At 60.3% G+C, this 23,940-nt stretch carries 19 protein-coding genes and 1 tRNA gene; 8 read left to right on the forward strand and 12 right to left on the reverse strand.

The genetic code is table 11. The annotated features are described in order from the left end of the window. Positions 1–246: 246 nt before the first annotated feature. From G8764_RS18290 to G8764_RS18325, 8 genes are all read right to left on the reverse strand, one after another. A complete protein-coding gene (locus G8764_RS18290; RefSeq protein WP_166166321.1) occupies positions 247–984 on the reverse strand; it encodes a glutathione peroxidase in 738 nt (245 codons plus the stop codon). A gap of 97 nt (positions 985–1,081) precedes the next feature. Then, positions 1,082–1,687, reverse strand: coding sequence for an aminoacyl-tRNA hydrolase (gene pth, locus G8764_RS18295; protein ID WP_166166322.1), 606 nt, complete (start codon positions 1,685–1,687; stop codon positions 1,082–1,084). A gap of 143 nt (positions 1,688–1,830) precedes the next feature. Next, positions 1,831–2,490, reverse strand: a complete 660-nt coding sequence (locus G8764_RS18300) for a 50S ribosomal protein L25/general stress protein Ctc (protein WP_166166324.1) — start codon at positions 2,488–2,490, stop codon at positions 1,831–1,833. A gap of 151 nt (positions 2,491–2,641) precedes the next feature. After that, positions 2,642–3,571 (reverse strand): ribose-phosphate pyrophosphokinase, encoded by a 930-nt coding sequence (locus tag G8764_RS18305; RefSeq protein WP_166166429.1) that lies wholly within the window; start codon positions 3,569–3,571, stop codon positions 2,642–2,644. A gap of 234 nt (positions 3,572–3,805) precedes the next feature. Further along, positions 3,806–3,880: transfer RNA gene (locus G8764_RS18310), tRNA-Gln, on the reverse strand. Between the two features lie 8 nt (positions 3,881–3,888). Beyond that, complete coding sequence (gene ispE, locus G8764_RS18315; protein ID WP_166166326.1) at positions 3,889–4,728, reverse strand: 4-(cytidine 5'-diphospho)-2-C-methyl-D-erythritol kinase; 840 nt, start codon at positions 4,726–4,728, stop codon at positions 3,889–3,891. Next, positions 4,725–5,354 carry a lipoprotein insertase outer membrane protein LolB gene (gene lolB / locus G8764_RS18320; protein ID WP_166166328.1) on the reverse strand — a complete coding sequence of 210 codons (630 nt, stop codon included), beginning with the start codon at positions 5,352–5,354 and terminating at the stop codon, positions 4,725–4,727. The genes ispE and lolB overlap by 4 nt, the downstream gene beginning before the upstream one ends. A 12-nt stretch (positions 5,355–5,366) precedes the next feature. Beyond that, complete coding sequence (locus G8764_RS18325) at positions 5,367–7,118, reverse strand: tetratricopeptide repeat protein (RefSeq protein WP_166166329.1); 1,752 nt, start codon at positions 7,116–7,118, stop codon at positions 5,367–5,369. A gap of 249 nt (positions 7,119–7,367) precedes the next feature. Here G8764_RS18325 and hemA point away from each other — a divergent pair, with 249 nt between their 5' ends. The 5 genes from hemA to G8764_RS18350 all read left to right on the forward strand — a co-directional run bounded on the left by hemA (position 7,368) and on the right by G8764_RS18350 (position 15,073). After that, positions 7,368–8,663 carry a glutamyl-tRNA reductase gene (gene hemA, locus G8764_RS18330; protein WP_166166331.1) on the forward strand — a complete coding sequence of 432 codons (1,296 nt, stop codon included), beginning with the start codon at positions 7,368–7,370 and terminating at the stop codon, positions 8,661–8,663. A 57-nt stretch (positions 8,664–8,720) separates the two neighbouring features. Continuing rightward, positions 8,721–9,803 carry a peptide chain release factor 1 gene (gene prfA / locus G8764_RS18335; protein ID WP_166166333.1) on the forward strand — a complete coding sequence of 361 codons (1,083 nt, stop codon included), beginning with the start codon at positions 8,721–8,723 and terminating at the stop codon, positions 9,801–9,803. A 2-nt stretch (positions 9,804–9,805) separates the two neighbouring features. Further along, positions 9,806–10,684, forward strand: a complete 879-nt coding sequence (gene prmC / locus G8764_RS18340; RefSeq protein WP_279538472.1) for a peptide chain release factor N(5)-glutamine methyltransferase — start codon at positions 9,806–9,808, stop codon at positions 10,682–10,684. Between the two features lie 425 nt (positions 10,685–11,109). Further along, on the forward strand, positions 11,110–12,492 hold the full coding sequence (locus tag G8764_RS18345) for an SLC13 family permease (RefSeq protein WP_166166335.1): 1,383 nt from the start codon (positions 11,110–11,112) through the stop codon (positions 12,490–12,492). 268 nt (positions 12,493–12,760) lie between these two features. After that, a complete protein-coding gene (locus G8764_RS18350; protein ID WP_166166337.1) occupies positions 12,761–15,073 on the forward strand; it encodes a putative bifunctional diguanylate cyclase/phosphodiesterase in 2,313 nt (770 codons plus the stop codon). Positions 15,074–15,104: 31 nt separating this feature from the next. On the opposite strand, the gene holA is transcribed toward G8764_RS18350, so the two are convergent. Genes holA through leuS form a run of 3 tightly spaced genes read right to left on the reverse strand, consistent with a single transcriptional unit; the run spans position 15,105 to position 19,305 of the window. Then, complete coding sequence (gene holA, locus G8764_RS18355; protein WP_166166339.1) at positions 15,105–16,157, reverse strand: DNA polymerase III subunit delta; 1,053 nt, start codon at positions 16,155–16,157, stop codon at positions 15,105–15,107. Further along, positions 16,138–16,668 carry an LPS-assembly lipoprotein LptE gene (locus G8764_RS18360; RefSeq protein ID WP_166166341.1) on the reverse strand — a complete coding sequence of 177 codons (531 nt, stop codon included), beginning with the start codon at positions 16,666–16,668 and terminating at the stop codon, positions 16,138–16,140. The genes holA and G8764_RS18360 overlap by 20 nt, the downstream gene beginning before the upstream one ends. 24 nt (positions 16,669–16,692) lie before the next feature. Next, positions 16,693–19,305, reverse strand: coding sequence for a leucine--tRNA ligase (gene leuS, locus G8764_RS18365; protein ID WP_166166433.1), 2,613 nt, complete (start codon positions 19,303–19,305; stop codon positions 16,693–16,695). A 315-nt stretch (positions 19,306–19,620) separates the two neighbouring features. Between leuS and G8764_RS18370 the strand changes: the two genes are divergently transcribed. The 3 genes from G8764_RS18370 to G8764_RS18380 all read left to right on the forward strand — a co-directional run bounded on the left by G8764_RS18370 (position 19,621) and on the right by G8764_RS18380 (position 22,230). Beyond that, a complete protein-coding gene (locus G8764_RS18370) occupies positions 19,621–20,373 on the forward strand; it encodes a YdcF family protein (RefSeq protein WP_166166343.1) in 753 nt (250 codons plus the stop codon). Between the two features lie 347 nt (positions 20,374–20,720). After that, positions 20,721–21,671 (forward strand): hypothetical protein, encoded by a 951-nt coding sequence (locus G8764_RS18375; RefSeq protein ID WP_166166345.1) that lies wholly within the window; start codon positions 20,721–20,723, stop codon positions 21,669–21,671. 100 nt (positions 21,672–21,771) lie between these two features. Further along, positions 21,772–22,230 (forward strand): hypothetical protein, encoded by a 459-nt coding sequence (locus G8764_RS18380; RefSeq protein WP_166166347.1) that lies wholly within the window; start codon positions 21,772–21,774, stop codon positions 22,228–22,230. Positions 22,231–22,341: 111 nt separating this feature from the next. Here G8764_RS18380 and lnt read toward each other — a convergent pair whose 3' ends face one another. After that, positions 22,342–23,940 carry an apolipoprotein N-acyltransferase gene (gene lnt, locus G8764_RS18385; RefSeq protein ID WP_166166349.1) on the reverse strand — a complete coding sequence of 533 codons (1,599 nt, stop codon included), beginning with the start codon at positions 23,938–23,940 and terminating at the stop codon, positions 22,342–22,344.

The raw sequence follows: 23,940 nt of genomic DNA on the forward strand, positions 1-23,940 counted from the left end.
TGGATGCACAGCCTGTGGCTGGTTTGGGGCGGCATTCTACTACAGAGTGGCTGCTTGTGCTCAGTTTATGGGCGGGCAGAGGCGGCAGGTTGTGGTCGGCAACAGGCTGGTGGCCTGGTAGCACTCCCGAGCCCTGTAGGAAGTGACTGCGGTATGTCGCTGCCACCGGTTACTGCTCGTGCTGTGGCCCTGGACCGCGCGCTCGGGAGCGGTACAGGGCTCGAGGTAATTATTGAAGCGTGCGGGTTACTGGGTCGCGCACCAGGCTTCCAGTTCGTCGGCGCCACCGACACAGATGCCATCGATAAACACCTGCGGGGTAGTGCCCTTGCCGCTGATGGCCGCCAGGGAGCTGTAGCTGATACCCTTGGTGCCGAGCACGATTTCTTCGAAGCGCATGCCCTTGTCGTGCAGCAGTTTTTTGGCGCGGGCGCAGTGGGAGCAGCCGGGCTTGGTGAGCATGGAAATACGCTTGGGCAGGTTGGCCTTGGCGTTGATGTAGTTGAGCATGGTGTCGGCGTCCGAGACCTTGAAGGGGTCGCCGGGCACATCGGCTTCGATAAACTGCTTCTCGATCACGCCGTTGACCACCAGCATGGAGTAGCGCCAGGAGCGCTCACCAAAGCCCAGGTCAGTTTTGTTGACCAGCATACCCATGCCGCGGCTGAAGTCGCCGTTGCCGTCGGGCAAAAAGTGGATCTTGTCGGCGTCCTGATCCTTCTGCCAGGCCTCCATCACAAAGGCGTCGTTGACCGACAGGCAGATAATGTCGTCCACGCCCTCTTTGGCGAACACCGGTGCCAGCTCGTTAAAGCGAGGCAGGTGGGTGGAGGAGCAGGTGGGGGTAAAGGCGCCGGGCAGGGCAAACAAAATGACCTTCTTGTTGGCAAACAGGTCGTCAGTGGTGACATTGACCCATTCGTTGCCCTGGCGGGTACGGAAAGTAACTTGGGGTACGGCTTGGCCTTCACGATTCTCTAACATAGCTTTGGTTTCCTGTGTGTGGTTGGATATGGGGCTAGTATATTAGAGTTCGTAATTTAATAAATATAATTAATGATATGGGGGTGATAGCGTCAGCTTATCGATAGGGCGCGGAGCTGTTATTGCGGGTGTGCAGCTCTTTCATGGCGCTGTTCCATTGTCCCTGCAGTAACAGCGGTACTACCTTGCTGGCGGCGTAGATGGCGTCTTCAATTTTCTGAAACTCCTCGGAGGGCGCCTTTTTCAGCACGTAATTGGACACCAGCTTGGCGTTGCCCGGGTGACCGATGCCCAGGCGCAGGCGGGCAAAGTTGTTGTTATTGCCGAGTGCGCTGATGGTGTCGCGCAGGCCATTGTGGCCGCCGTGACCACCGCCCAGTTTAAGCCGCGCCACGCCTGGCTCCAGATCGAGTTCGTCGTGGGCCACCAGAATGGCCTCGGGCGGTATCTTGTAAAAGTTGGCGATGGCGCCCACCGCCTGGCCACTGCGGTTCATAAATGTGGTGGGGATCAGGAGCCGCACCGGCACGCCGTCGAGGCTGGCGAGGGCGGTCAGGCCAAAAAACTTCTTGTCTGCGGCGAGGCTGGCGCCCGCCTGGCGAGCCAGTTCGATAACGAAGTCGGCGCCGGCGTTGTGACGGGTGAGGTGGTATTCGCTACCGGGGTTGCCGAGGCCAACGATCAGCTGAATAGGGGTGTCCATATTAACTCTGTCTATAGTAACTCTGCCGCTGTTTTGGCGATTTCTTTGGTGGTATTTGTCGCGAGTATTGGTGTTGCCTAAAACAAAAACGGCCGGGAGATGTCAGCATTTCCCGGCCGTTGGTGTTGCTCAGAGCGTGTGGCTTACTCGGCTGGAGTCTCGCCTTCTTCTCCGGCTTCAGCTTCGGCTTCAGTGCCTTCTTCGTCTTCGACGGCGACGCCCTTCAGCTTGTTCACGGAGACCACGGCGTTATCGTGATCTTCACCGTGTGACAGGTCTACCGAAGTAACGCCTGCAGGCAGCTTGAGGTCAGAGATGTGCACGATCTGGTCAAGCTCGACGTTGAGCATATCCACTTCGATGTACTCGGGCAGATCGCCAGGCAGACAGGTGATCGCCAGGTCGTTCATCAGGCGAGAAATGCTGCCGCCCTGTTCCTTGACGCCTTTACAGGCTTCTTCGTTGGTGAAGTGCAGCGGCACGTTGACGGTTACTTCCTTGTCCATGGAGACACGGATAAAGTCCGCGTGCAGGACCAGGGGCTTGGCCGGGTGGCGCTGCAGGTCTTTCAACAGCACGGTTTCGCTGTCACCGCCGACTTTCAGGGTGATAACGTGAGAGTAGAAAGCCTCGTTTTCCAGTTGCTTGAGCAAGTCCTTGTGGGGAACCTGGATATTGGCTGGGGCTTTCTCGCCACCGTAAACGATGGCGGGCACTTGGCCTTCGAGACGACGCAGGCGGCGGCTCGCACCTTTCCCTGCGTCCTCGCGAAGGACGGCATTCAATACAAAATCTTCAGACATGTGTCTATTCCTCGATAAATCTGCCAGATTCCGCGACCAGAAACCGGGCAGCTATTAAAAACACCAAAGCCTGCACATGATCCCCTAGTTGGGGTCGAAGGCAGGCTTTAGCGGCTTATCCGAACCAATGTTTGCCGTTGTTTATGACAAGTTAGCGAAACATTGCGCTCAAGGATTCTTCGTTGCTCAAGCGGCGAACCGCTTCGGCCAGCATGGCCGACAAAGTGAGCTGGCGGATTCTATCACAATTTTTCAGGTTGTCACGCAGCGGTATTGAATCCGTGACCACCAGTTCATCCAGAACGGAGTTGTTGATGTTGTGCAGGGCATTGCCGGACAGCACCGGGTGGGTACAGTAGGCGACCACCTTGTTGGCGCCGAACTCTTTCAGGGCGCGGGCGGCATTGCAGAGGGTGCCGGCGGTGTCGACCATATCGTCGATCAGCAGGCAGGTGCGGTCTTCAACGTCGCCGATCAGGTTCATGACCTCGGTGACGTTGGCCTTGGGTCGACGCTTGTCGATAATGGCCAGTTCGATGTCCAGCTGTTTGGCCAGGGCCCGGGCCCGCACTACACCGCCGATGTCGGGGGAGACCACGATCAGCTTTTCATAGTGTTGCTTGCAGATGTCGTCCAGCAGGACCGGTGAGCCGTAAACGTTGTCGACCGGAACGTCGAAGAAGCCCTGAATCTGCTCGGCGTGCAGGTCGACGGTCAGTACCCGGTCTACCCCGGCGCCTACCATCATGTCGGCGACTACCTTGGCGGTGATCGGCACCCGTGCGGATCGCACCCGGCGGTCCTGGCGAGCGTAGCCAAAGTAGGGCACCACCGCGGTGATGCGGCCGGCGGATGCGCGTCGCAAGCCGTCGACCATGACGATCAGTTCCATCAGGTTGTCATTGGTGGGGGCGCAGGTTGGCTGCACTACAAAGACGTCGCGGCCGCGAACATTTTCGTTCAGTTCTACCGTGATCTCGCCGTCTGAAAACTTGCCTACGGTGGCGTCGCCCATGGGGATGCCGAGGCGGTCCACGATTTGATGAGCCAGTTCAGGGTTGGCGTTGCCGGTAAAAACCATTAAGTCAGCCACGGGGGTACCTTTTGCAGAAGATTGTAGTGGTAGGGCGTAAGCAGGTTTTGGGGTCCTGTTATATTCTTACAAAATCTTAATGCTGGTGCGGTGCTCGGGAGGGGGCTGGGTGTCGAAAGCGACACCGGGATGGATATACCGGGCTGACCCGGTTTGATCCATTGGCCACTGTCCCGGTAACCAGACGACATGAATCAATATGTTTCAAGCCATCTATTTATATGGCTGGGGTGGAAGGATTCGAACCTTCGCATGACGGGATCAAAACCCGCTGCCTTACCGCTTGGCTACACCCCAGTAGCAACTTAACTGGCTAGCAGTTGGTGCGCTGGTGACTGGTTGACGGCGCCTGCAACAAAACCCCGCAGGGGTGGTTGCAGTTGCTCCAGAACCCTGATTGCATCGGCCCTGTTGGCGAATGCGGCATACACACAGGCTCCGGTTCCAGTCATCCTGGCATCGCCGTATTGGCTCAGCCAGCGCAGTGCGAAATCTACCTCAGGATAGAGTTTTCGTACCAGTGGCTCGCAGTCATTTCGGCCACCCTGCTCCAGAAAGGCCGCTACTGTAATGGCCGAGCTGTCTCTTGTCAAATCTTTGTGGGAAAAAATCCTGGCGGTGGAAACATGGCAATCCGGCGCCACCACCAGGTACCATTTTTGCTCCAGCTCAAGGGCTTGCAGCTGCTCCCCGATGCCCTCGGCCCAGGCAGTTTTGCCGCGTACGAAGACCGGTACGTCGGCCCCCAGTTGGCGTCCCAGTTCGGCCAGTTCATCGAGTTCGAGCTGCAGTTGCCAGAGTTGGTTGAGGGCCAGCAGGGTGGTGGCGGCGTCGCTGCTGCCGCCGCCAATACCGCCGCCCATGGGCAGTCGTTTGCGCAGTTCAATATTGGCGCCGCGGCGGCTGTCGCCGTGCTGTTGTAACAGGCGGGCGGCCCGCACCACGAGGTTGTCTTCGCTGGCCAGCCCCGGGATTTCCGGGCGCAGCTGGATCTGGTTGTCAGCGCGGGTTTCAAAGTGGAGTTCGTCGCCGTAATCCAGTAATTGAAATACGGTTTGCAGATTGTGGTAGCCGTCACTGCGTCGCCCGGTGATGTGCAGGAACAAGTTGAGCTTGGCCGGTGCCGGAAGGGTCAATGCTGTCACTGTGGTAATTGCCAGTTTTTGATAATCAGGGTCGCCTTGATTTCCGCCCGGCTGATGGCGAGCCGGGCAGGTAACAGAAACGGTGGTATCGCCTGGTAGCTGAGGTAACTGATAAGCCAGCCGCTCTGGGTGAGGCTGTGGAGAGTGCCGTTTTCATTGCGCTCCATAACCCCGGTCGGGGCCGTGGGCGAGGGGATGCCCCGCACCCAGTAATGCATGTCGCTCATGGGCAGCCACCAGCCGAGGGTTCGGTACATTAATTCCTCAGCGCTGGGGGCACTGATCTCCGCTTCACCGGCCCGGGCCAGGGTGACCCCGTCCGGGGTGGCGGAGATGCGGGTGGCGCCCTGGCCCAGCGGGCCGCTGAGTTGAATCTCGTAGCTGCGGGGTTGTTGGCGCCAATCGATGTAGGCGCTGGCGGCATCGTCCGGCAGGCGAATGCCCAGCTTGCCTTGCAGCTGCCACTGGTCGAGAGCGGCGAGCTGGCGCTGCTGTTGGCTGTAATCAATGCCGCTCGGCGGCGGTTTGGGCCCGAGTGCCGAGCAGGCGCTGAGCAGTGCCAGCAGGCTGCAGATTGCGGCGCTGCGCCAGGGGCGCGACAGGCGGGACCGGGTTGAACAGTTCATTGGCGGGCCTGATCAGGGAGTGTCACCGGGGGCTGGCAGAGCGCCCAGGCGCCGAATGACGTCGGCGATAACAGTGCTTTTCGGGTTCAGCTTCAGCCCTTTGCTCCACACCTCCCGGGCCTCCTGCTGGCGCCCGCTGACCCATAGAACCTCGCCCAGGTGCGCGGCTATTTCGTGATCCGGGTAGGCTTGCATCGCCTGGCGCAGCAGCAGCAGCGCCTCCGGCAGGTTGCCGAGCCGGTATTGTACCCAACCCATGCTGTCGAGAATGGCGGGGTCTTCGGGTTTGATTTGCAGGGCCTGGGAAATAAGCTCCAGTGCTTCCTGGTAGCGGGTGGTGCGGTCTGCCAGGGTGTAACCGAGGGCATTGAGGGCGGCGGCGTTGTTGGGGTCGTATTTCAAAACCGCGCGCAAGTCGCGCTCGAGATCCTCCAGCCGATCCAGTTGCTCGCTGATCATGGCGCGGCTGTAGAGCAGTTGGGTGCTGGCGGGAAACAGGGCGAGAGCTTCATTGAGCAGGCTGTGGGCGCTGTGCAGTTGCTGGTATTTGTTGAGCACTTCCGCCTCCAGCAGGTAGAGGCGCTCGGCCTCTTGCGGGAACTGCTGGCGCGCGGCACTGAGGCGCTTGTTGGCCGCTTCGGTCTGGCCGGCGCGAACCAGGATGTCGGTGGTGCGCAGCAGGGCGGCGATAAAATTGGGGCCCGGCCCCACCCGCAGGTAGTGCTCGAGGGCGACCTGCCAGTCTTCGCTGGCTTCAGCAATACGGCCGAGGTAATAGTGGGCCACCGAGCTGTGTCGTTCAAACCGGGTCAGGCTCTCGAAGTGCTGCCTGGCTTCTTCCACCAGACCGCGCTCGTGGCTGATCAGTGCCAGTGACAACAGGAAATCCTCATCGTGGGGCGACTGTTGCACCAGGATGCTGAATTGCTGGTAGGCCTCGTCGAGGTCAATGCTGGCCAGCAGGCGCGCGTACTGCAGTCGCAGCCGATCATTGTCCGGGTGCGCATCCAGCAGCAGGCGCAGGCGCTTCATGGCTTCTTCGGGGTGGCCCTGGTCGTTCAGCAGGCGCGCCTCCAGCACCGCGGCGGAAACCAGCGTGGCATCCAGTTGCAAAGCCTGGCGCACATAAGTCAGTGCCTGTTCCGGCTGCTGCTGTTGCTGGTAGAGCAGACCAACGCCCACCAGCAAGTCGGTGTTGGCCGGATGCTCGGCCAGGCGTTGCAGGAATTCAGCCAGCAGCAGTTCGCGCTGGGTATCGGTGGCACTGGTGGCGCGGGAAGCGATGCTCTGGTAGAGAGTGGAGCCATCGTTTTGCAGCAGGAACGCGGAGTGCTGGCTGGCCTCCAGCAGGCGTCCGGCCTGGATCAGCTCCGAGGCGGCAATAAAGTGTGCCTCGGCGTCAGTGGGGCTGACTTCTGCCCACAGCAGGGCCGACTCCAGGGCTGCTCGGCGGACATTTAAAAACCGCGCAATGCGGGTGGCACGGGCGGCGATATCCGGGTCGCGGGTGATCTGCGCCTGTTGCATGTAGTTGCCCAGGGCAATGTCGTAGCGTTCGCGGCTGCCGGCGATCTCGGCCACCAGCAGGGCGTAGAAGGTCTCTATGGGGAAGGGCTTCTCCGGCGCCTTTACAGCTTCGGGAGTGGCGCTTGGGGTGGACTCGGTTACAGCCGGTGGGGCGGGGGGGGGCTTGAGTTGCGAAGCACACCCCTGCAGTAAAATAGCGACCGTCAGGGTGGTGGCAAGTGTCCTGGTCAAATTCATTAAGTCAGTCAGCACGAGTCATTTTAAAGTCAGACAACCATACCTGCGAAAGGTTGTTTTGGGAACCAGAGAAAGATTGCGAAAAAACCGGCGCCAAAATTGCTACAATGCCGGCGAGAGCTGCGCCAGGTGGAGGCAGCCCTGTGCCCGCTAACGGGCAATAATAGACGCCAGTTGACTAAAGTCACTTGCCAGACAGGCATCGTAACCGGAAAATCACGCTTTTTTAGCACGCCAGCCCTGAACTATATGACTTTGCTCGCTTTCGGCATTAATCACAACACTGCGCCACTCGATATACGCGAGCGGATAGCGTTTGTGCCCGAGCAGGTCCACGAGGCCCTGGCCCAGGTTTGTGGCCAGCTCAATATAGATGAAGTGGCCATATTGTCCACCTGCAATCGCACCGAACTCTACGCTCACCTGAAAGCGTCCAGGGAGGTGGCTGCCGAGGCGGTGGAGCGGATCCAGCACTGGCTGGAAACTTACCACCGGGTCGAGTGTGCCGGCCTGGATAACTGTCATTACTGGCACGTGGATGAGGACGCTATCGGCCATATGATGCAAGTGGCCAGCGGGCTCGACTCACTGGTGTTGGGCGAGCCGCAAATACTCGGGCAGATGAAGTCGGCCTATGCGGTCGCCTGTGAGGCCGGCACCGTCGGGCGCTATCTGCACAGCGCCTTTCACAAGGTGTTTGCCACCGCCAAGCGGGTGCGCACCGAAACTGCCATCGGCGAGAATCCGGTCTCCGTGGCCTACGCGGCGGTGACCCTGGCGCAGCAGATATTCTCCGACCTGAAGCAAGATACTGCCCTGTTGGTGGGCGCGGGGGAAACCATTGACCTGGTGGCCCAGCATTTGACCCGGCAGGGCCTGGGGCGCCTTATCGTCGCCAACCGGACCCTCGAGCGAGCCGCACAACTGGCGCAAAAATATTCGGCCGAGGCGGTGTTGCTGGCGGATATTCCCGATCTGTTGCACCGCGCCGACATCGTTATTACCTCTACCGCCAGCCAGCTGCCGCTGCTGGGTAAAGGGGCGGTGGAGTCGGCCTTGAAAAAGCGCCGCCACAAGCCGATGTTTATGGTCGATATCGCGGTGCCGCGGGATATTGAGCCCGAAGTGGGCACGCTCGATGACGTCTACCTCTACAGCGTGGATGACCTGCGCGAAGTGATCGATGAAAACCGCCGCTCCCGCGAGAGCGCGGCGGCCAAGGCGCTGCTGATTGTGCAGGAGGGCGTACAGCAGTTTATGGCGGAGGTGCGCTCACTGGATTCGGTGGCCACCATCAAGGCCTATCGCCACAAGGCGGAAGAGTTGCGCGACCGGGAGCTGGGCAAAGCGCTGAAATTGCTGGAGTCCGGTGTGGCGCCGGAGCAAGTGCTGACCCAACTGGCCCGCGGCCTGACCAACAAGTTGTTGCACAGCCCCACCACACAGCTAAAGAAAGCCGGTCTCGATGGCGACAGCCAGCTGATCGACCTCACCCAGCAGCTGTTTGACCTGAGCAAGCCGGATATCGAAAAACACGAAGCCTGAAGGTCCCCCTACAGGCAGAAATAATGAATACAGCAGTACCCACACAATGAGAGCCCTATGAAGTCGTCAATTCTGGAAAAACTGGAAAATCTGCAAGAGCGTTACGAGGAGGTTGGAGCGCTGTTGAGCGATGCCGGTGTCATCAGTAACCAGAACCAGTTCCGCGAACTGTCGAAGGAGTACGCCGAACTGGAACCGGTGGTGCAGTGTTTCACCGAGTACCAGCAGGTGGTGGCCAACGTCGAGGAGGCCCGCTCGCTGTTAAAGGATGGCGATGCGGATATGCGCGAGATGGCCCAGGAAGAACTCAAGGACAGCGAAGGCAAGCTGGAACCGCTGGCGGTGGAATTGCAGCGCTTGCTGTTGCCCAAGGACCCCAATGATGACAAGAACGTCTTTCTGGAAATTCGCGCCGGCACCGGTGGCGATGAAGCGGCGATTTTTTCCGGCGACCTGTTCCGCATGTACGCCCGCTACGCCGAAAAGAAAAAATGGAAAATCGAGGTGCTGAGCGAGAGCGAAGGCGAGCACGGCGGCTACAAGGAAATCATCTCCCGGGTTGTGGGTCAGGGGGTTTACTCCAAATTGAAATTTGAATCCGGCGCCCACCGGGTGCAGCGGGTGCCGGAAACCGAGTCCCAGGGGCGTATCCACACCTCCGCCTGCACGGTGGCAGTGATGCCCGAGGCGGATGAGTTGGAGGCGGTAGAAATCAACAAGGCGGATTTGCGCGTCGATACTTTTCGCGCCAGCGGCGCCGGCGGCCAGCACGTCAACAAGACCGACTCGGCGATCCGGATCACCCATATTCCCACCGGCATGGTGGTGGAGTGCCAGGACGAGCGCTCGCAGCACAAGAACCGTGCCCGGGCCATGTCGCTGTTGGCGTCGCGGCTGAAAAATGCCCAGGAAGAGATGGCCGCGCAGAGCGTCGCCGATGAGCGCCGCAGCCTGGTGGGCAGTGGCGATCGCTCCGAGCGCATCCGCACCTACAATTACCCCCAAGGCCGGGTTACCGATCACCGCATCAACCTGACCCTCTATAAGCTGCACGAAATTATGGCCGGTGATCTGGACGAAGTGGTGCAGCCACTGGTGAACGAATACCAGGCCGATCAGCTGGCCTCACTGGCGGATTAGATTTGAGCACCGGTAGCGGCGGCGGGCCAGACCAACCGGGGCTGTCGATAAAAGAGTGTTTGCGGCTCTCGACGCGTCTGCCGCAGAGTCCTTCGGCGCGGCTGGATACCGAACTGTTGCTGGCCCGGGTGCTCGGCAAGGCGCGCAGCTACCTCTACACCTGGCCGGAGAAAATTCTCACCCAGGCCCAGTGGCAGGAGTTTAACCGCCTGCTGCAACAGCGGGCTCTGGGTCATCCTGTGGCCCACTTGCTGGGGGCGAGGGAATTCTGGGGGCTGGAGCTGGCAGTTAACGAAGCGACACTGATTCCCCGTCCGGAGACCGAGCTGCTGGTGGAAGCCGCCCTGCAACTGGATTTGCCCGCGCGCGCCCGGGTGCTCGATTTGGGTACCGGCACCGGCGCCATCGCCCTGGCCCTGGCCAGCGAGCGACCGCGCTGGCAGGTGGTGGCGGTGGACAAGCAGCCGGCGGCGGCAGAGCTTGCCGAGGTCAACCGGGCGCGGCTCGGGCTGGACAATGTCCGGGTGCTGGTGAGCGACTGGTTTGCGGCACTGCCGGACGCCGGTTTCGACCTGATCGTCGGCAACCCTCCCTATATCCCCGCCAATGACCCGCACCTGGCCGAGGGGGATGTGCGCTTTGAGCCGCGCTCGGCGCTGGTGGCCGGTGCCAATGGGCTGGCGGATATCGACACCATTTTACGTCACTCGTGTCAGTTCCTGTTCAGCGGTGGCTGGTTGCTGCTGGAGCACGGCTACGACCAGGGTGAGGCGGTGCGACAGTTGTTTCAACAGCAGGGCTTTACCGAGGTGGCTACCCGGCGCGACCTGGCCGGCCATGACCGCTTGACCCTGGGCCTGTGGCCCGGTCAGGGAAAATAAAGACAATAAGATTAAGACAATAAAATTACCTAATTACTACCTAAGCTAAGCTTTCGTGCAGCCGGCACTATGTTAGGTCTGGCTTCGGGGGCTTGCTTTCAAGACCCTCGACAGCAGGGATGCTGTCGTGGAGCCTCGAGCCCGCCCCGCGAGCGGAGCGAGTGCTTTGGGTGCATGGATGGAATCTGAGCCTGCCCCGCGAGCGCAGCGAGTGCTTTGGGCACGGCGAGTCTTGAAAGCAAGTCCCTGGAGCCAGGCCGGGAGCAAAGCTGCTGTCCCAAGGGCTACAGGGTATATGTTTACTATCGCCGATAGCTGGCTTATTCATAGGCGTAATTAGGTAAGATTAAGACAATAAGGTTAAGACAATAAATAAATAGTGGGCCTGGGCGCAAGCCCGTATGCCACATCAATGCGGATAACTTATGGCGATCAACAGCAAAGCCCTGGCCCTGTGGTTAGGGCCCCTGGCGGCCTTACTATTGGCACTGCTCATGGAAGGCTACGGCTGGCAGAGCGAGGCCTGTTTTGCTGCGGCTATTACCATGCTCTGCGCGGTGTGGTGGATCTTTGAACCCATTCCCATTCCGGCCACCTCGCTGATCCCGCTGGGTGGCTTGCCCCTTCTGGGCGTGCTGGACGGGGAGGCCATTGCCAGCGCCTACGGCAGCCCGATTATCCTGTTGCTGGTGGGGGGCGCCATGATGTCCAAGGCGATGGAAAAAAGCGGCGCCCACCGGCGCATTGCCCTGCTGATGATTCACGCCTTCGGCACCCACAGCCGGCGCCGGCTGGTGTTTGGTTTTATGTCGGCGGCCGCCTTTTTGTCCATGTGGATCAGCAATACCGCGACCACCCTGATGATGATTCCGGTGGCCATGGCGGTGCTGGAGCGAGTCCAGGATCGAGCGCTGACGGTGGCGCTGCTGTTGGGTATAGCCTACGGCGCCAGCATTGGTGGCCTGGCCACTCCCATCGGCACGCCGCCCAACCTTATCTTCCTGTCGGTCTATAAGGAGTTTACCGGCAATGAAATTACCTTTCTGGAGTGGATGGCTACCGGGCTGCCGGTGGTGGTGGTGTTTTTGCCGCTGGCGGCACTCTGGTTGACCCGTCGATTGCAGGCGGGCGAAGCGCTGCAGGTGGAGCGTCTTGGGCCCACCAGTGTCGCGGAAAAGCGGGTGCTACTGGTGTTCGCGCTGGTCATAGTGGCCTGGATGACGTTGAAAAACCCCCTTGGTGGCTGGGCCGGCTGGCTGGCTCTGCCCTACGCCAATTACGCGGCGGTGGCGTTTCTGGCGGTGGTGGTGATGTTTGTCTGCCCTGATGGCCAGGGCGGTCGACTGCTGGACTGGCCGGCGGCCAACTCCATTCACTGGGGGGTGATGATTCTGTTCGCCGGCGGCATCGCCATCGCCAAGGCGTTTATGGCGACCGGTATCAGTGACGCCCTTGGGCAGCAGCTAACGACTCTGTCGCAGCTGCCGGTGTACCTGTTGATTTTGGTGATTTGCCTGTTTGTCACCTTTCTTACGGAAATCACCAGCAATACCGCCACCACCACGTTGCTGATGCCGATTCTGGCTGCGGCGGGAATCGCGGCGGGCCTGGAACCGGCGCTGTTGATGATACCGGCAGCACTCAGTGCCAGTTGCGCGTTTATGTTGCCGGTGGCCACCGCGCCCAACGCCATTGTGATTGCCAGCGAAGCGGTGAAGGTTAAGGAGATGGCGCGGGAGGGGCTGGCGCTGAATTTTTTGGGCGCGCTGATAATTTCGGTGCTAATCTACATAGGCTGGGGTTGGTAATTAGACTTTAGTCTGGTGTAGAGTGTTGGCACCGAGTTATAGAGCGGGGCGGCTTGAAATTCCGCTTCACTATTTTACATTTATAGTATTTGAACCAGGTTTATTGCTGGAACGATTTCATTAGCTTGCGAAAGGGAGCTTTCGCGGCAGCGCAGTAGAGCGTTCTGCCATCACGTGGACAGGTAAGTAATGTTGGGCAAGGCCAGTTCGTCGGCGGGTATCTACTGGATGCTGGCCGGCGCGGTTCAGGTTTTGTCGTCAGGCATTTATGAGCAGTTACCAAAACCACGAAGTCACCCACCTGATTCGCAAGTTTCAGAGTCTGTTTGCCGAGCTTGAACCGGGGCAAATCGTCGAGCGTTTGTTGCGCCTGTCCATGGCTCGACCGGTGATTGAAAACTGCACGCTGATTTCCATGCGCGATGAGCAGTTGTGGGTCGAAGCCACTATTTCCCGACACGGCTTTGCCCAGGTGGCCGAGCCCCTCAGTAGTCGTGCCGACCTGCCCGGCGATATCATCCGCGCCGCCTTCAGTCAGTCCAAGGCCATCGAAGTAGACCTGCCGGCGGACCTGCAGGAAGTCACCGCCACCTGCTCGACCCGTACCCGCAGCCTGGTATTACGCCCCGTTGGCGCGGCGCCGGTGGCGCTGTTTTACTGCGAGGCCAACTGCCCATTACCCCAATTGCAGGAGCAGGCCAACTGGCTCAATTCCATCTGGCAATTCAGTGAGCTGGTGCTGGTGCAGTTGCTGCAGAGTCGCCAGACCCACCAGCTCGAGGAAAGTGTTCAGCAGCAAGTCGAATCCCTCTGGACCAGCCAGGCCTACCTCGATGCCATCGTGCGCCACTCCCCCACATTGATAACGATCAAGGATCTGGCCGGCCGCCTGGTGCTGGTGAGCGATCATATGTACGACTTGCAAGGGGCCGAGCAGAGCAGCGTTATCGGTGCCACGGTCAGCGAAGCCATCGACCAGGACGTGAGTTCGCGGATCCTGGCGGCTGATCGCCAGGTGATGGAAACCCAGGCTACGGTCGAAACCCAAATGGAGTTGCGACACAAGGACGGGGTTGTGCACAGCTACTGGCTGGTAAAATTCCCACTCAAGGGGCGTGACGGTGAGTTGATCGGTGTCTGCACCATCGGTACCGATATCTCCGAGCGACTGGCGGCGGAACATCGACTGCGCGAACAGCAGTCGCAACTGGCCATAATGGCATTTCACGATGAGTTGACGGGCCTGCCCAATCGCTCCCTGTTTTATGATCGCTTCCAGCACAGCCTCGCCCGCTGCCGTCGCAGCGGTTGCCAGGTGGTGCTGATGCTGCTGGACGTGGACCGCTTTAAATTGATCAACGACAGCCTCACCCACGAGGCCGGCGATATACTGTTGCAGGTCATTGCCCAGCGGCTCAAGGATCACGTGCGGGATATGGACACCGTGGCCCGCATTGGTGGCGACGAATTCGTGGTGGTACTGGAAAGTATCCAGGACGGCGATGACGTCGCCCAAATGGCCCAGCAGATGCTCAATGAGATTGCCCTGCCAACCAGCATTCGCGGCCACGAGCTGGCAACCTCGGTAAGTATGGGCATTGGAGTCTATCCTCACGACGGCGACTGTGTGGAGACCCTGGTGAAAAATGCCGAGGCCGCCATGTACATGGCCAAGGAGGCGGGCAAGAATAACTTCAAGTTTTTTACCGAGGATATGAACACCCAGGCGGTCAAATCCCTGATGCTGGAGAACGAGCTGCGGCGTGCCATCGAAACCGACCAGCTGAGCCTTTATTACCAGCCCCAGTTCGAGCTGGGCAGCAGCGAAATGGCCGGGGTGGAGGTATTGGTGCGCTGGCAGCACCCGCAGCGGGGTCTGGTGTCACCGCTGCATTTTATTCCCCTGGCGGAAGAGACCGGCTTGATTGTACCGCTGGGTGACTGGGTGCTGCGCCACGCTTGTCGCCAGGCAAAAATCTGGCTGGACCAGGGCAAATACAGTAAAAAAATTGCCATCAATCTCTCCCCCAGGCAGTTTCGGCAGCACAACTTCAGTCGCCGGCTGGCGGAAATCCTGGCCCAGGCGGAATTGCCGGCCCAGCACCTGGAGCTGGAAATCACCGAAACCTGCGCCATGGAACAGGCTGGCCACACCATCAATATGATGGAGGAAATCACTGCCATGGGGGTGTCGCTGGCCATTGACGACTTCGGTACCGGCTATTCATCGCTGGCCTATTTGAAAAAATTCCCGATCCAGAAACTCAAGATCGATCGCAGCTTTGTCAAGGATATCACCACTGACGTCAACGATGCGGCGATCGCCCAGTCGATCATCAGCCTGGCCCATAACATGTCGCTGAAAGTCATTGCCGAGGGCGTTGAGTATGTGGAGCAGGCGCACTGGCTGCGACAGCGCGGTTGCGATTTGGCCCAGGGGTTTCACTACAGTCGTCCGATCTCTGCAGAGCGCTTGTCGAGCCAGTTGCAGGCTGGCCAGTTTGTGCCGCAGGCCAATGTGGTGCGCCTGGCGGCAGGCAGCACAGCCCTGGGTGCGGCTCGTTCCGGTTGGGCCGACTGATGAGTGCCGGCTCAGCGCGAGCCAGCCAGGTTTAGTCCAGGGTCAGGCTCAATTTCTGCACCGGCGCCGAGAGGCTGAAAGTGCCGCTCAGGTTGAGCACCAAATCCATAAGTTCGTCCCAGGCGTCGCCGCTGCGCAGGCCCTTGATGGTTTTGTCGACGCTGTTGGCCTTGCGCAGTAACAGCTGTAATTGGTTCGACCTGAGGCGCTTGGCGGCGCGACTGACCAGTGGCTTGCGCTTATCCCACACTCCGCTGCTGCGGGCTATACGGTCGAAGCTTTGGCCGTTTTCCAGACCGTGGGCGATCTGGCTCAGGGTGCGAATTTCCCGCGCCAGCGCCCACAGCACCACAGTGGCGTCGGTGCCTTCGCCCTTCAATCCGTGCAGGGTTTTGACTGCCGCGCGGGCGTCACCGTGCAGGGCCTTGTCGACCAGGCTGAAGACGTCGTAACGGGCGCTGTCGGCCACTGCGCCGGCGACGATATCGGCACTGATAAAGTCGTCTTCGCACAGCAGCTTGAGCTTTTCGATCTCCTGCACGGCGGCCAGCAGGTTGCCTTCGGTGCGGGCCGCCAACAGGTCTATGGTGTCAGGGTCGGCGCGCAAGCCGGCCTGCTTGATACGTTTGTCCAGCCAGCCGGGCAGCTGCTGGGGAGAGATTGGCCACACCTGGACCACTGTGCCGCAGGCATCGATGGCCTGATACCACTTGCTGCGCTGTGCGCCTTTGCTCAGTTTCGGCAGGACGATCAGCAACAGGTTGTCTTCTGGCGGGCGCTCGCAGTAATGCTGCAAGGCCTTGTTGCCGGCCTCATCGATCTTGCCGTTGGCGATGCGCAGCTCGTAGATCTTGCGCTCGGCAAACAGTGACAGGCTGTTGACCGAGGTCAGCAGCACATTCCAGTCAAAATCGGGCCCCACGTGGTGTAACTCGCGCTCGCTAAAGCCGTCCTGCCTGGCCGCTGCGCGGATGCTGTCGCAGGCTTCCTGCACCAGCAGAGGTTCGTCGCCACTGACCAGGTAGGCCGCGGTCAGGCCCCGTCCGAGGGCCCGGTTGAGTTGCTCAGGGGGCAGAGAGGCCATCGCCGGGTTCGCTGCTGGCCGCGCTGGCGCGGGAAATAAAGCGCAGGCGGCGGAACACCTGCTCGATGACGGCGCCCTGCATTTCCTGCAGGATCAATCTTTCTTCCTCGGTCTTGGCGACGATGGCGTTGAGATCAAACTGGTAGCTGCGCACTACCTGGGCCCGGGTGGTGGGCGCGAGCACGCCGTTGGCATCCTCGATGCGGTAATCGACACCGAGGGTGAGTTCGTACTCGGTCACCAGCGCGTCGTTACCCACCGAGACCGCGCGCCGGGAGTGGCGCTCGTTGCTCAGTGTGATGATGTAGTCGGCGCTGCTGGCACTGCTGGCGGCCACCACACCGTTGGCAGCCAGCGAGCGTTCGAACTCGATCATCAGGTTACCGTGGCGCTTGTCGGCGATAACAAACACGGAGTTGGTGCCGAGGTCGAGGTTGCCGGTGCCGCGCAAGTGCCAGCCGCAGGCGTTTACCAGCAGCAGCACAGAGAAGAAAAGCAGGTATTTTTTCATAGTTATTGGTCGCGTAAAGCCGGTTTATTTAACCGCAAAGGTCACCAGTTTACCCGGTATCACCTTGCACATTTTGATTTCCTTGCCCTCGAGGAATTTTTGCACGTTGGGGTTGGCCTTGGCCTGTTCGATAATGTCGCTGTCCTTGTCATCCACGCCGACTTCCAGTTTGGCCCTGACCTTGCCGTTGATTTGCACCACCAGCTCAATGGCAGACTTCACCAGTGCCGCCTCGTCCACCTGGGGCCAGGGGGTGTTGCTGACGTCGCCACTGTGCCCCAATGCTTGCCAGAGGTTGTGACAGATGTGTGGCACGATGGGGGCGAGCAGCAGCACAATTGCGGTCAGGGCCTCACGCTCCACGGCGAGGTTGGCAGGGCTGCTGCGATCGGCCAGCTTGCCGGTTTCATTGAGCAGCTCCATTACCGCGGCGATGGCAGTGTTGAAGGTCTGGCGCCGGCCGCAGTCATCGCTGACCTTGGCGATGGTCTCGTGGGTCTTGCGGCGCAAGTCCAGCTGTTGCTGGGCCAGCGTTGCGGGCTCGAGTTGACCGCAGGTGCCGGCCTGCAAATGGGCGTGCACAGTTTTCCAAAGGCGGCGCAAAAAGCGGCTGGCGCCTTCGACACCGGAGTCGCTCCACTCCAGGGTCTGCTCCGGTGGTGCGGCAAACATGGTGAACAGCCGCACCGTGTCGGCGCCGTATTGATCGACCGCAGTCTGCGGGTCGATGCCATTGTTTTTGGATTTCGACATTTTGGTCATGCCGCCGAGGCTGAGTTCACCCGCCTCGGGGTGGCGGGCGCCGATGACCTTGCCCTTGTCGTCCCGCTGCAACTCCACATCAGCCGGGTTGAACCAGGTTTTGCTGCCGTCTTCGTTCTGGCGGTAGAAGGAGTCGGCCAGCACCATGCCCTGGCACAGCAGCCGGGCAAAGGGCTCGTCGCTGTTGACCAGGCCTTCGTCGCGCATCAGCTTGTGGAAAAAACGGGCGTACAGCAGGTGCAAAATAGCGTGCTCGATACCGCCCACGTACTGGTCCACCGGGAGCCAGTAGTTGGCCCGCGCCGGGTCGAGCATGCCCTCGGCAAAATCAGGGCAGGTGTAGCGAGCGTAGTACCAGGACGACTCCATAAAGGTGTCGAAGGTGTCGGTTTCGTGCTCCGCACCCGGCTGGTACCAGTCGGCCTGGCGCCACTCGGGGTCGGCCTTGATGGGCGACTGCACGCCATCCATTTCTACATCTTCCGGCAGCAGTACCGGCAGGCGCTCGAGGGGCACCGGTATTTCACCGTTGTCGGGCAAATTGAGAATGGGGATTGGCGTGCCCCAGTAGCGCTGGCGGGAAACGCCCCAGTCACGCAGGCGGAAATTGGTCCGCACCGCACCTTTGCCCAGTTCGGCCAGGCGCGTGGCGATGGCGTCGAAGGCAGCGTCGAAATCGAGGCCGTCGAAGGGGGCGGAGTTGACCAGCGCAATATCGGTTTTGCGGGCGTACCACTCGTGCCACTGCTGATCGTCGAAGGTTGGGTCCTGGCTGTCTGTACTGGCGATGACCTGGCGAATGGGCAGGCCGTAGTTGCGGGCGAAGGCAAAGTCGCGCTCATCGTGGGCCGGCACGGCCATGACCGCGCCGGAGCCGTAATCCATGAGTACGTAGTTGGCCACCCACACCGGCACCAGCTCGCCGCTGATCGGGTGCCTGGCCTTGAGGCCGGTATCCATGCCGATCTTCTCCATGGTGGCCATATCGGCCTCGGCCACAGATTGGGATTTGCACTGCTGGATAAAACTGGCCAGCTCGGGGTTGGCGGCGCTCAGCGCCAGGCTGATCGGGTGCTCGGCGGCGAGGCTGACATAGGTGACGCCCATCAGGGTATCGGGACGGGTGGTGTAGACATCGATGCCACTGGCGCCTGCCACCGGCTGCTCCAGCTCAAAGGTCATCTCCACGCCCCTGGATTTGCCGATCCAGTTCTTCTGCATGGTTTTGACCTGCTCCGGCCACTCATCCAGCTGGTCGAGGCTGTCGAGCAGTTCCTCAGCGTAGTCGGTGATGCGGATAAACCACTGCGGAATCTCGCGCCGCTCGACCTTCGCGCCGGAGCGCCAGCCGCGGCCGTCGATGACCTGTTCGTTGGCGAGTACCGTTTGGTCCACCGGGTCCCAGTTGACGGTGGCCATTTTCTTGTAGACCAGGCCTTTTTCGTAGAGACGGGTAAAGAACCACTGCTCCCATTTGTAGTAGTTCGGCTGGCAGGTGGCCAATTCCCGGTTCCAGTCGAACCCAAAGCCGAGGTTTTTCAGCTGGCCCTTCATGTATTCGATATTGCTGTAGGTCCATTTGGCCGGCGCTGTGCGATTCTGGATGGCCGCGTTTTCGGCGGGCAGGCCAAAGGCATCCCAGCCCATCGGATGCAGGACATTCTTGCCCTGCATCCGCTGGAAGCGGGCGATAACATCGGTGATGGTGTAATTGCGTACATGCCCCATATGCAACTTGCCGCTGGGGTAGGGAAACATGGCGAGGCAGTAAAACTTTTCCCGGGTCGGGTCCTCGGTCACTGCAAAGCTTTTGCTGGTCTGCCAGTGCTGTTGCGCCTGGGCTTCTACAACCGAGGGGTGGTATTGCTCTTCCATTGTTTCCATGAACCTGTCGTTAAAACTGATTTGTTAAAGCTGAATGGTTAAAACTGAATGCCAAAGCGGTAAATGTTTACACTGTAATTTACGCTGCAGTTTGCGTGGCGCCAGAAAGCGCAACATTATAGGCGCTGCGCCGGGAGAAAGCGATTGCAGCGTGAGCCTGCCATTCGATTCGTGCCAGGGTCGCAAATCAGTGGTTCGCATCTTAGTAGGTAGTCAGCACTGTGCTGCTGGAGCGCGCGTGCGGCACCGGGGTACGGCTTAATCGATCGGGAAAGGGAGACAGGCGAGATGTTGTTGCGGGCGTTTATGAGGTCACTGCTGTTGCCACCGCTGCCGCAACTGCTGGGCATGGTTCTGGCATGGTTGTGCTGGCGGCGTTGGCCGGGGTTGTCGAGGGTGTTGCTGGCGGTATCCTTTGGCTCGCTGCTGCTGTTGTCGCTGCCGCTGGTGGGAAGCGGCCTGCTCGCTACTTTGGAGCGCGGTTACGCGCCGCCATCGGCGGCGCAGATAGCATCCGCCGAGGCCATTGTCATTCTGGGGGGAGGCCGGATTTCCGATTCAGTTGAGTACGGCGGCGACATCGTCAGCAACTACGCGTTGGCACGGCTGCGCTACGGAGCGCGCCTGCAGCGTGCCACCGGTTTGCCAGTGGTGGTCAGCGGTGGAGTGGTCGGCAGCGGAGTGACCGGTGAAGAATCGCGCCAGCCAGAGGCGCAGTTGATGGCAGATGTGCTGGTGAATGATCTCGGAATCGAGGTGGCGTGGCAGGAGAGTCGCAGCCGCAATACCGCGGAAAACGCCCGCTATACCGCCGAATTACTGCGTCAGCATCGAATCGATCGAGTGCTGTTGGTCACCCACGGCTGGCATATGAAGCGGGCGGAAGGGGTCTTTACAGCAGCCGGTTTGATGGTGATTCCCGCGCCCATGAGCCTGGTCGAGAGCGATGCGGTCAGCCTAAGTGATTTTGTGGCCAGCCCGAAAGCCCTGGTTGCCAGCTACTACGCGCTGCACGAGTGGTTGGGTATTTGGGTCTACTGGTGGCAGGGCTTGTTATAGGCTTGTAGGACTTGTTGCAGGCTTGCCGCAGGGATTCCAGTGCCCCACCTTACTCACGCTAAAGCGCCGCAATAGCGCAAACCTGAACCCCATCGGCGCGCTGCCGCGGCTGGCGAGCCCTGTTTAGCACCAGTATGGTGCGCTGGTTTTTAATTGTGCCCTGTGATAATGCCGCAGTAGCAGCGACACAGGAATCTTACCGGGCTCAAATTGAGTTGGCCCGGTGCTTGCTGCTGGCAGGCCCAGTATTTATCAGGAGTTGGTCCAGTGTTTGCTATTGCTTATACACAAACTAACAATGGTCCATTCGTGGCTTACTAATATGAATGGGCGTATAGCTGGAACGAATGGATAAGAAAGGGAATAGTCTGGTGGCAGAGGCTGAAGTAGCGGCAGCACAATTGCTTGATACAGATGAGATGCAACGGGTAATTGGCGTCTATCGGGAGCGGCAATCGGTGCTCACCATTGTGCGCATGCTCAACCACCTGATCAGCGCGATCCAGCAGCATCGCGGTGTCAGTCTGGCGCAGTTGGCCGGCGACGGCTTGTTTGTCGCGGATGTGTCCAAGGCGCAGTCCCAGGTGAACAAGCGCCTGTGGGTGATGGAGCACAGTTGTGATCATTACGACAGCTTGATCCCCGAACATGTGCGCAGCAACATCCAGCACAGCTGGAATACGGTCTGCCACGACTGGGAGGGCGATGCCCTGCTGGAAAATTTCGAGTATCACTCGTTCCTGATCGAGCAGCTATTGCAGCTGAGTACGGATCTGGCGCGGGGCTTGGGCGAGCCCCTGGCGCTGGTCTGCAACTTGTCCGCAGCGGCCGTACCCAAGGCCAGCAGTGTCCTTAACGAGTGGATCTTGTCACTGGTGAGTCGAGCCCTGCCGCAGCTGGTTGAGCATCTCGCCAGAATTCGCGGACTGGCGACGCACGCGGCAGTGGTGGGGCAGTGCGATGAGGAGCAGGCTAAAAAACTGCGCTATTGGCTGCAGTGCGCCGAGCAGGAAAACAAGGATATTCTCCGCCAGATCGAGCATATGGGGGCAACCCCGAAGAATGGCTGGAAATCGCTGGCGGAGTTGAAGAATTACGAGCTGAAGCTGGCGTTTTTTCTCAACACTGTCAGTCGCGATATCATTCACGGCGACGGCACTCGCTCCGACGCGCGCAGTCTGTTTACCCTGGGCACGGAGATTATTGATGCTTATGTGGCCGGAGTGGATGGCGCAATCAGCGTCTTGCAGGGCGGTCTGGAAGAAGAGCTGGAATGCTGGCTGTCCAGTGGCCCCTGAGTGCCAGTAAGCGCAATTTTTTGGTGCGTCGTTAATAATTAAGCAATAATTGTCGCTCACTATAACGATAATCTTCACAAGCAATGGATGTTGGTTTTACATGGATACTGTGTTTAGGGATGCTGTAGTCAGGGATGCTGTAGTCAGGGATACTGTGGCGAGGAGCTCCGTGGCAAGGGAAGTGGTGCAATTGCGGGACCGCACCGGTCGGCCACTGACCCTGGATGTAAGCTGCCGCTATTATCAGCGCCGCTACGCCCTGATCGTGGTCAGTCGGGATAATCTGCCGGCCCGGCAGCTGGCGAAAAACGCTGAACATATCGCCCACCAATTAATGCAACAACTGCAAATCGACCCCGCACAGGTTGATTTCTTCCAATACCACGCCGGCCAGTGCCCGGTTTGGCGCCGCTGGCGGTTTCGCTGGGTGGGGTTGTCGCCGCTGCTGATCAGCGACGAGCCTCTCGATGAGTCGGCCAAAGCGGTGTACCTGCGGCGCCTGTTGCAGGATGGCCGGTCAATAAACCTGTCGCCGGAAGCGCTGGCCGCCACTGCCTGACCAATTGCCGGCTGAGCGGTCGCTGTCGGGTGGCGCAATGGCCTGTCTTGGCGGCGGGCAAAATCGCGGGGCGGCTGGCAAATCTTCCTGTTGGCCGCTGTTTATGGCCGCTTAATGGGCCCGGCGGCGCCAGCTGCCGGCGCCCAGTCCCGCCACTGCCAGCAGCGCGCTGAGGGCTATGGCGGGGCCGCTCCCAAACTGCATAAACGGCGTGTCGCCGCGGCGCGGCTCCACTTCACCCAGCACTGTCGTCTGGATAAATTGTTCACTGCGAACCGTTACTGTGCCGTCGGCGGCAATAATCGCGCTGACCCCGTTGTTGGTGGCGCGCACCACATAGCGGCCGGTTTCCAGCGCGCGCAAGCGCGCCATCTGCAGGTGCTGCAGTGGCCCCCAGGAGCGCCCGAACCAGGCGTCATTGCTGACGGTGATGATGGCCGCCCGGCCGCGCGTGCCCCGCGCCACCAGGTCCGGGTAGACGATTTCATAGCAAATGGCGGCGGCCAACCGGTGCGAGCCGGCCTGCAGCCCGAACTGCTCGCCGCGGCCGGCGTGGATAACCGACATGGGCAGGTTGAAAAAGTCGATCAGGCCGCGCAGCCAGTGTTCCAGTGGCACGTATTCACCGAAGGGGACCAGCCGGGTTTTATGGTAGATACCGCTCGCCAAACCCACGCCCACGAGGCTGTTGTGGTACACCCCGCGTTGGTAGTCATCGTAGAGGATCCCGGTGATCAGGGCGCTGTTGCTGGCCAGTGCCTGGCGCTGCATTTCCTCCAGGAAGGGCAGGCCGCGATGGTAGAGCAGCGGGATGGCGGCCTCTGGCCAGATCACCCAGTCGGCCCCCCAGCCCGCGGCGGAGAGTGCAACCAGGCGCTCCAGGCTGGGCTGTATAAAGTCCGGCTGCCATTTTTTCTCCTGCGGAATATTGGGTTGTACCAGCGCCACTTGCAGTGGTGGGCCGTCGGCCTGGGTCCAGGAGATGGGTTTCAGGGCCGCGCCGCCCAGCCAGATCGCCAGCACCAGCACCAGCGCCAGCAGTCGCTGGCCCCGGCGTTTGCACAGCAGGGTGGCGCAGAGGCAGGCGGCACTTGCCAGGGCGACCAGGGAGACAGCGAAAATACCGCCGACGGCGGCCCAGCCTGCCAGCGGTGTATCGAGCTGGCTGTAACCGAGTAGCAGCCAGGGGAAGCCGGTGAATAGCCAGCTGCGCAGCCACTCCCCCAGGATCCACAGGCCGCTGAAGGCGAGCAGGTACAGGCCGGGGGTATGGGCTTGCAGCAGCCATCCATCGCGGCTGCCGGGCGCAGTTGCGGGCCGCCACCTGGCTGGCAGCAAGTGACCCTGCAGCAGGGCAAAAGGCAGGCTGAAGATGGCCGCCAGCAAGACCACAAAGAGGCTGGTCAGCAGTGCCGCCAGGGCCATCGAGGCGTTGCCAAAGTCGTGGATACTGACGTAAACCCAGGAGGCACCGACACCGAACAGGCCGAGGCCAAAAGCGAAACTCAGGCGCAGGACTTCGCGGCGACGCTGGCGGAACAGCAGCCAGGCGAACAGGGCCGGGCAGATTAGCGCCAGCGGCCAGATATCCAGCGGTGCCATGGACAGCGGCAACAGCGCTCCGCTGCCGATACTGAGCAGCAGCCGCAGGCGCCAGGACAGCGTGCAGGGCCGGCAGTCGTCGTGCTCGGCGACCAGTGTGTCAGTCAT

The organism is Pseudomaricurvus alcaniphilus (assembly GCF_011440395.1).
Lineage (GTDB): Bacteria > Pseudomonadota > Gammaproteobacteria > Pseudomonadales > Cellvibrionaceae > Pseudomaricurvus > Pseudomaricurvus alcaniphilus.

Coding starts and splice junctions, on each gene's coding strand:
- G8764_RS18290 (WP_166166321.1), bottom strand. CDS start 984: ATGTTAGAGAATCGTGAAGGCCAAGCCGTACCCCAAGTTACTTTCCGT.
- pth (WP_166166322.1), bottom strand. CDS start 1,687: ATGGACACCCCTATTCAGCTGATCGTTGGCCTCGGCAACCCCGGTAGC.
- G8764_RS18300 (WP_166166324.1), bottom strand. CDS start 2,490: ATGTCTGAAGATTTTGTATTGAATGCCGTCCTTCGCGAGGACGCAGGG.
- G8764_RS18305 (WP_166166429.1), bottom strand. CDS start 3,571: ATGGTTTTTACCGGCAACGCCAACCCTGAACTGGCTCATCAAATCGTG.
- lolB (WP_166166328.1), bottom strand. CDS start 5,354: ATGAACTGTTCAACCCGGTCCCGCCTGTCGCGCCCCTGGCGCAGCGCC.
- G8764_RS18325 (WP_166166329.1), bottom strand. CDS start 7,118: ATGAATTTGACCAGGACACTTGCCACCACCCTGACGGTCGCTATTTTA.
- hemA (WP_166166331.1), top strand. CDS start 7,368: ATGACTTTGCTCGCTTTCGGCATTAATCACAACACTGCGCCACTCGAT.
- prfA (WP_166166333.1), top strand. CDS start 8,721: ATGAAGTCGTCAATTCTGGAAAAACTGGAAAATCTGCAAGAGCGTTAC.
- G8764_RS18345 (WP_166166335.1), top strand. CDS start 11,110: ATGGCGATCAACAGCAAAGCCCTGGCCCTGTGGTTAGGGCCCCTGGCG.
- G8764_RS18350 (WP_166166337.1), top strand. CDS start 12,761: ATGAGCAGTTACCAAAACCACGAAGTCACCCACCTGATTCGCAAGTTT.
- holA (WP_166166339.1), bottom strand. CDS start 16,157: ATGGCCTCTCTGCCCCCTGAGCAACTCAACCGGGCCCTCGGACGGGGC.
- G8764_RS18360 (WP_166166341.1), bottom strand. CDS start 16,668: ATGAAAAAATACCTGCTTTTCTTCTCTGTGCTGCTGCTGGTAAACGCC.
- leuS (WP_166166433.1), bottom strand. CDS start 19,305: ATGGAAGAGCAATACCACCCCTCGGTTGTAGAAGCCCAGGCGCAACAG.
- G8764_RS18370 (WP_166166343.1), top strand. CDS start 19,621: ATGAGGTCACTGCTGTTGCCACCGCTGCCGCAACTGCTGGGCATGGTT.
- G8764_RS18375 (WP_166166345.1), top strand. CDS start 20,721: ATGGATAAGAAAGGGAATAGTCTGGTGGCAGAGGCTGAAGTAGCGGCA.
- G8764_RS18380 (WP_166166347.1), top strand. CDS start 21,772: ATGGATACTGTGTTTAGGGATGCTGTAGTCAGGGATGCTGTAGTCAGG.
- lnt (WP_166166349.1), bottom strand. CDS start 23,940: ATGACTGACACACTGGTCGCCGAGCACGACGACTGCCGGCCCTGCACG.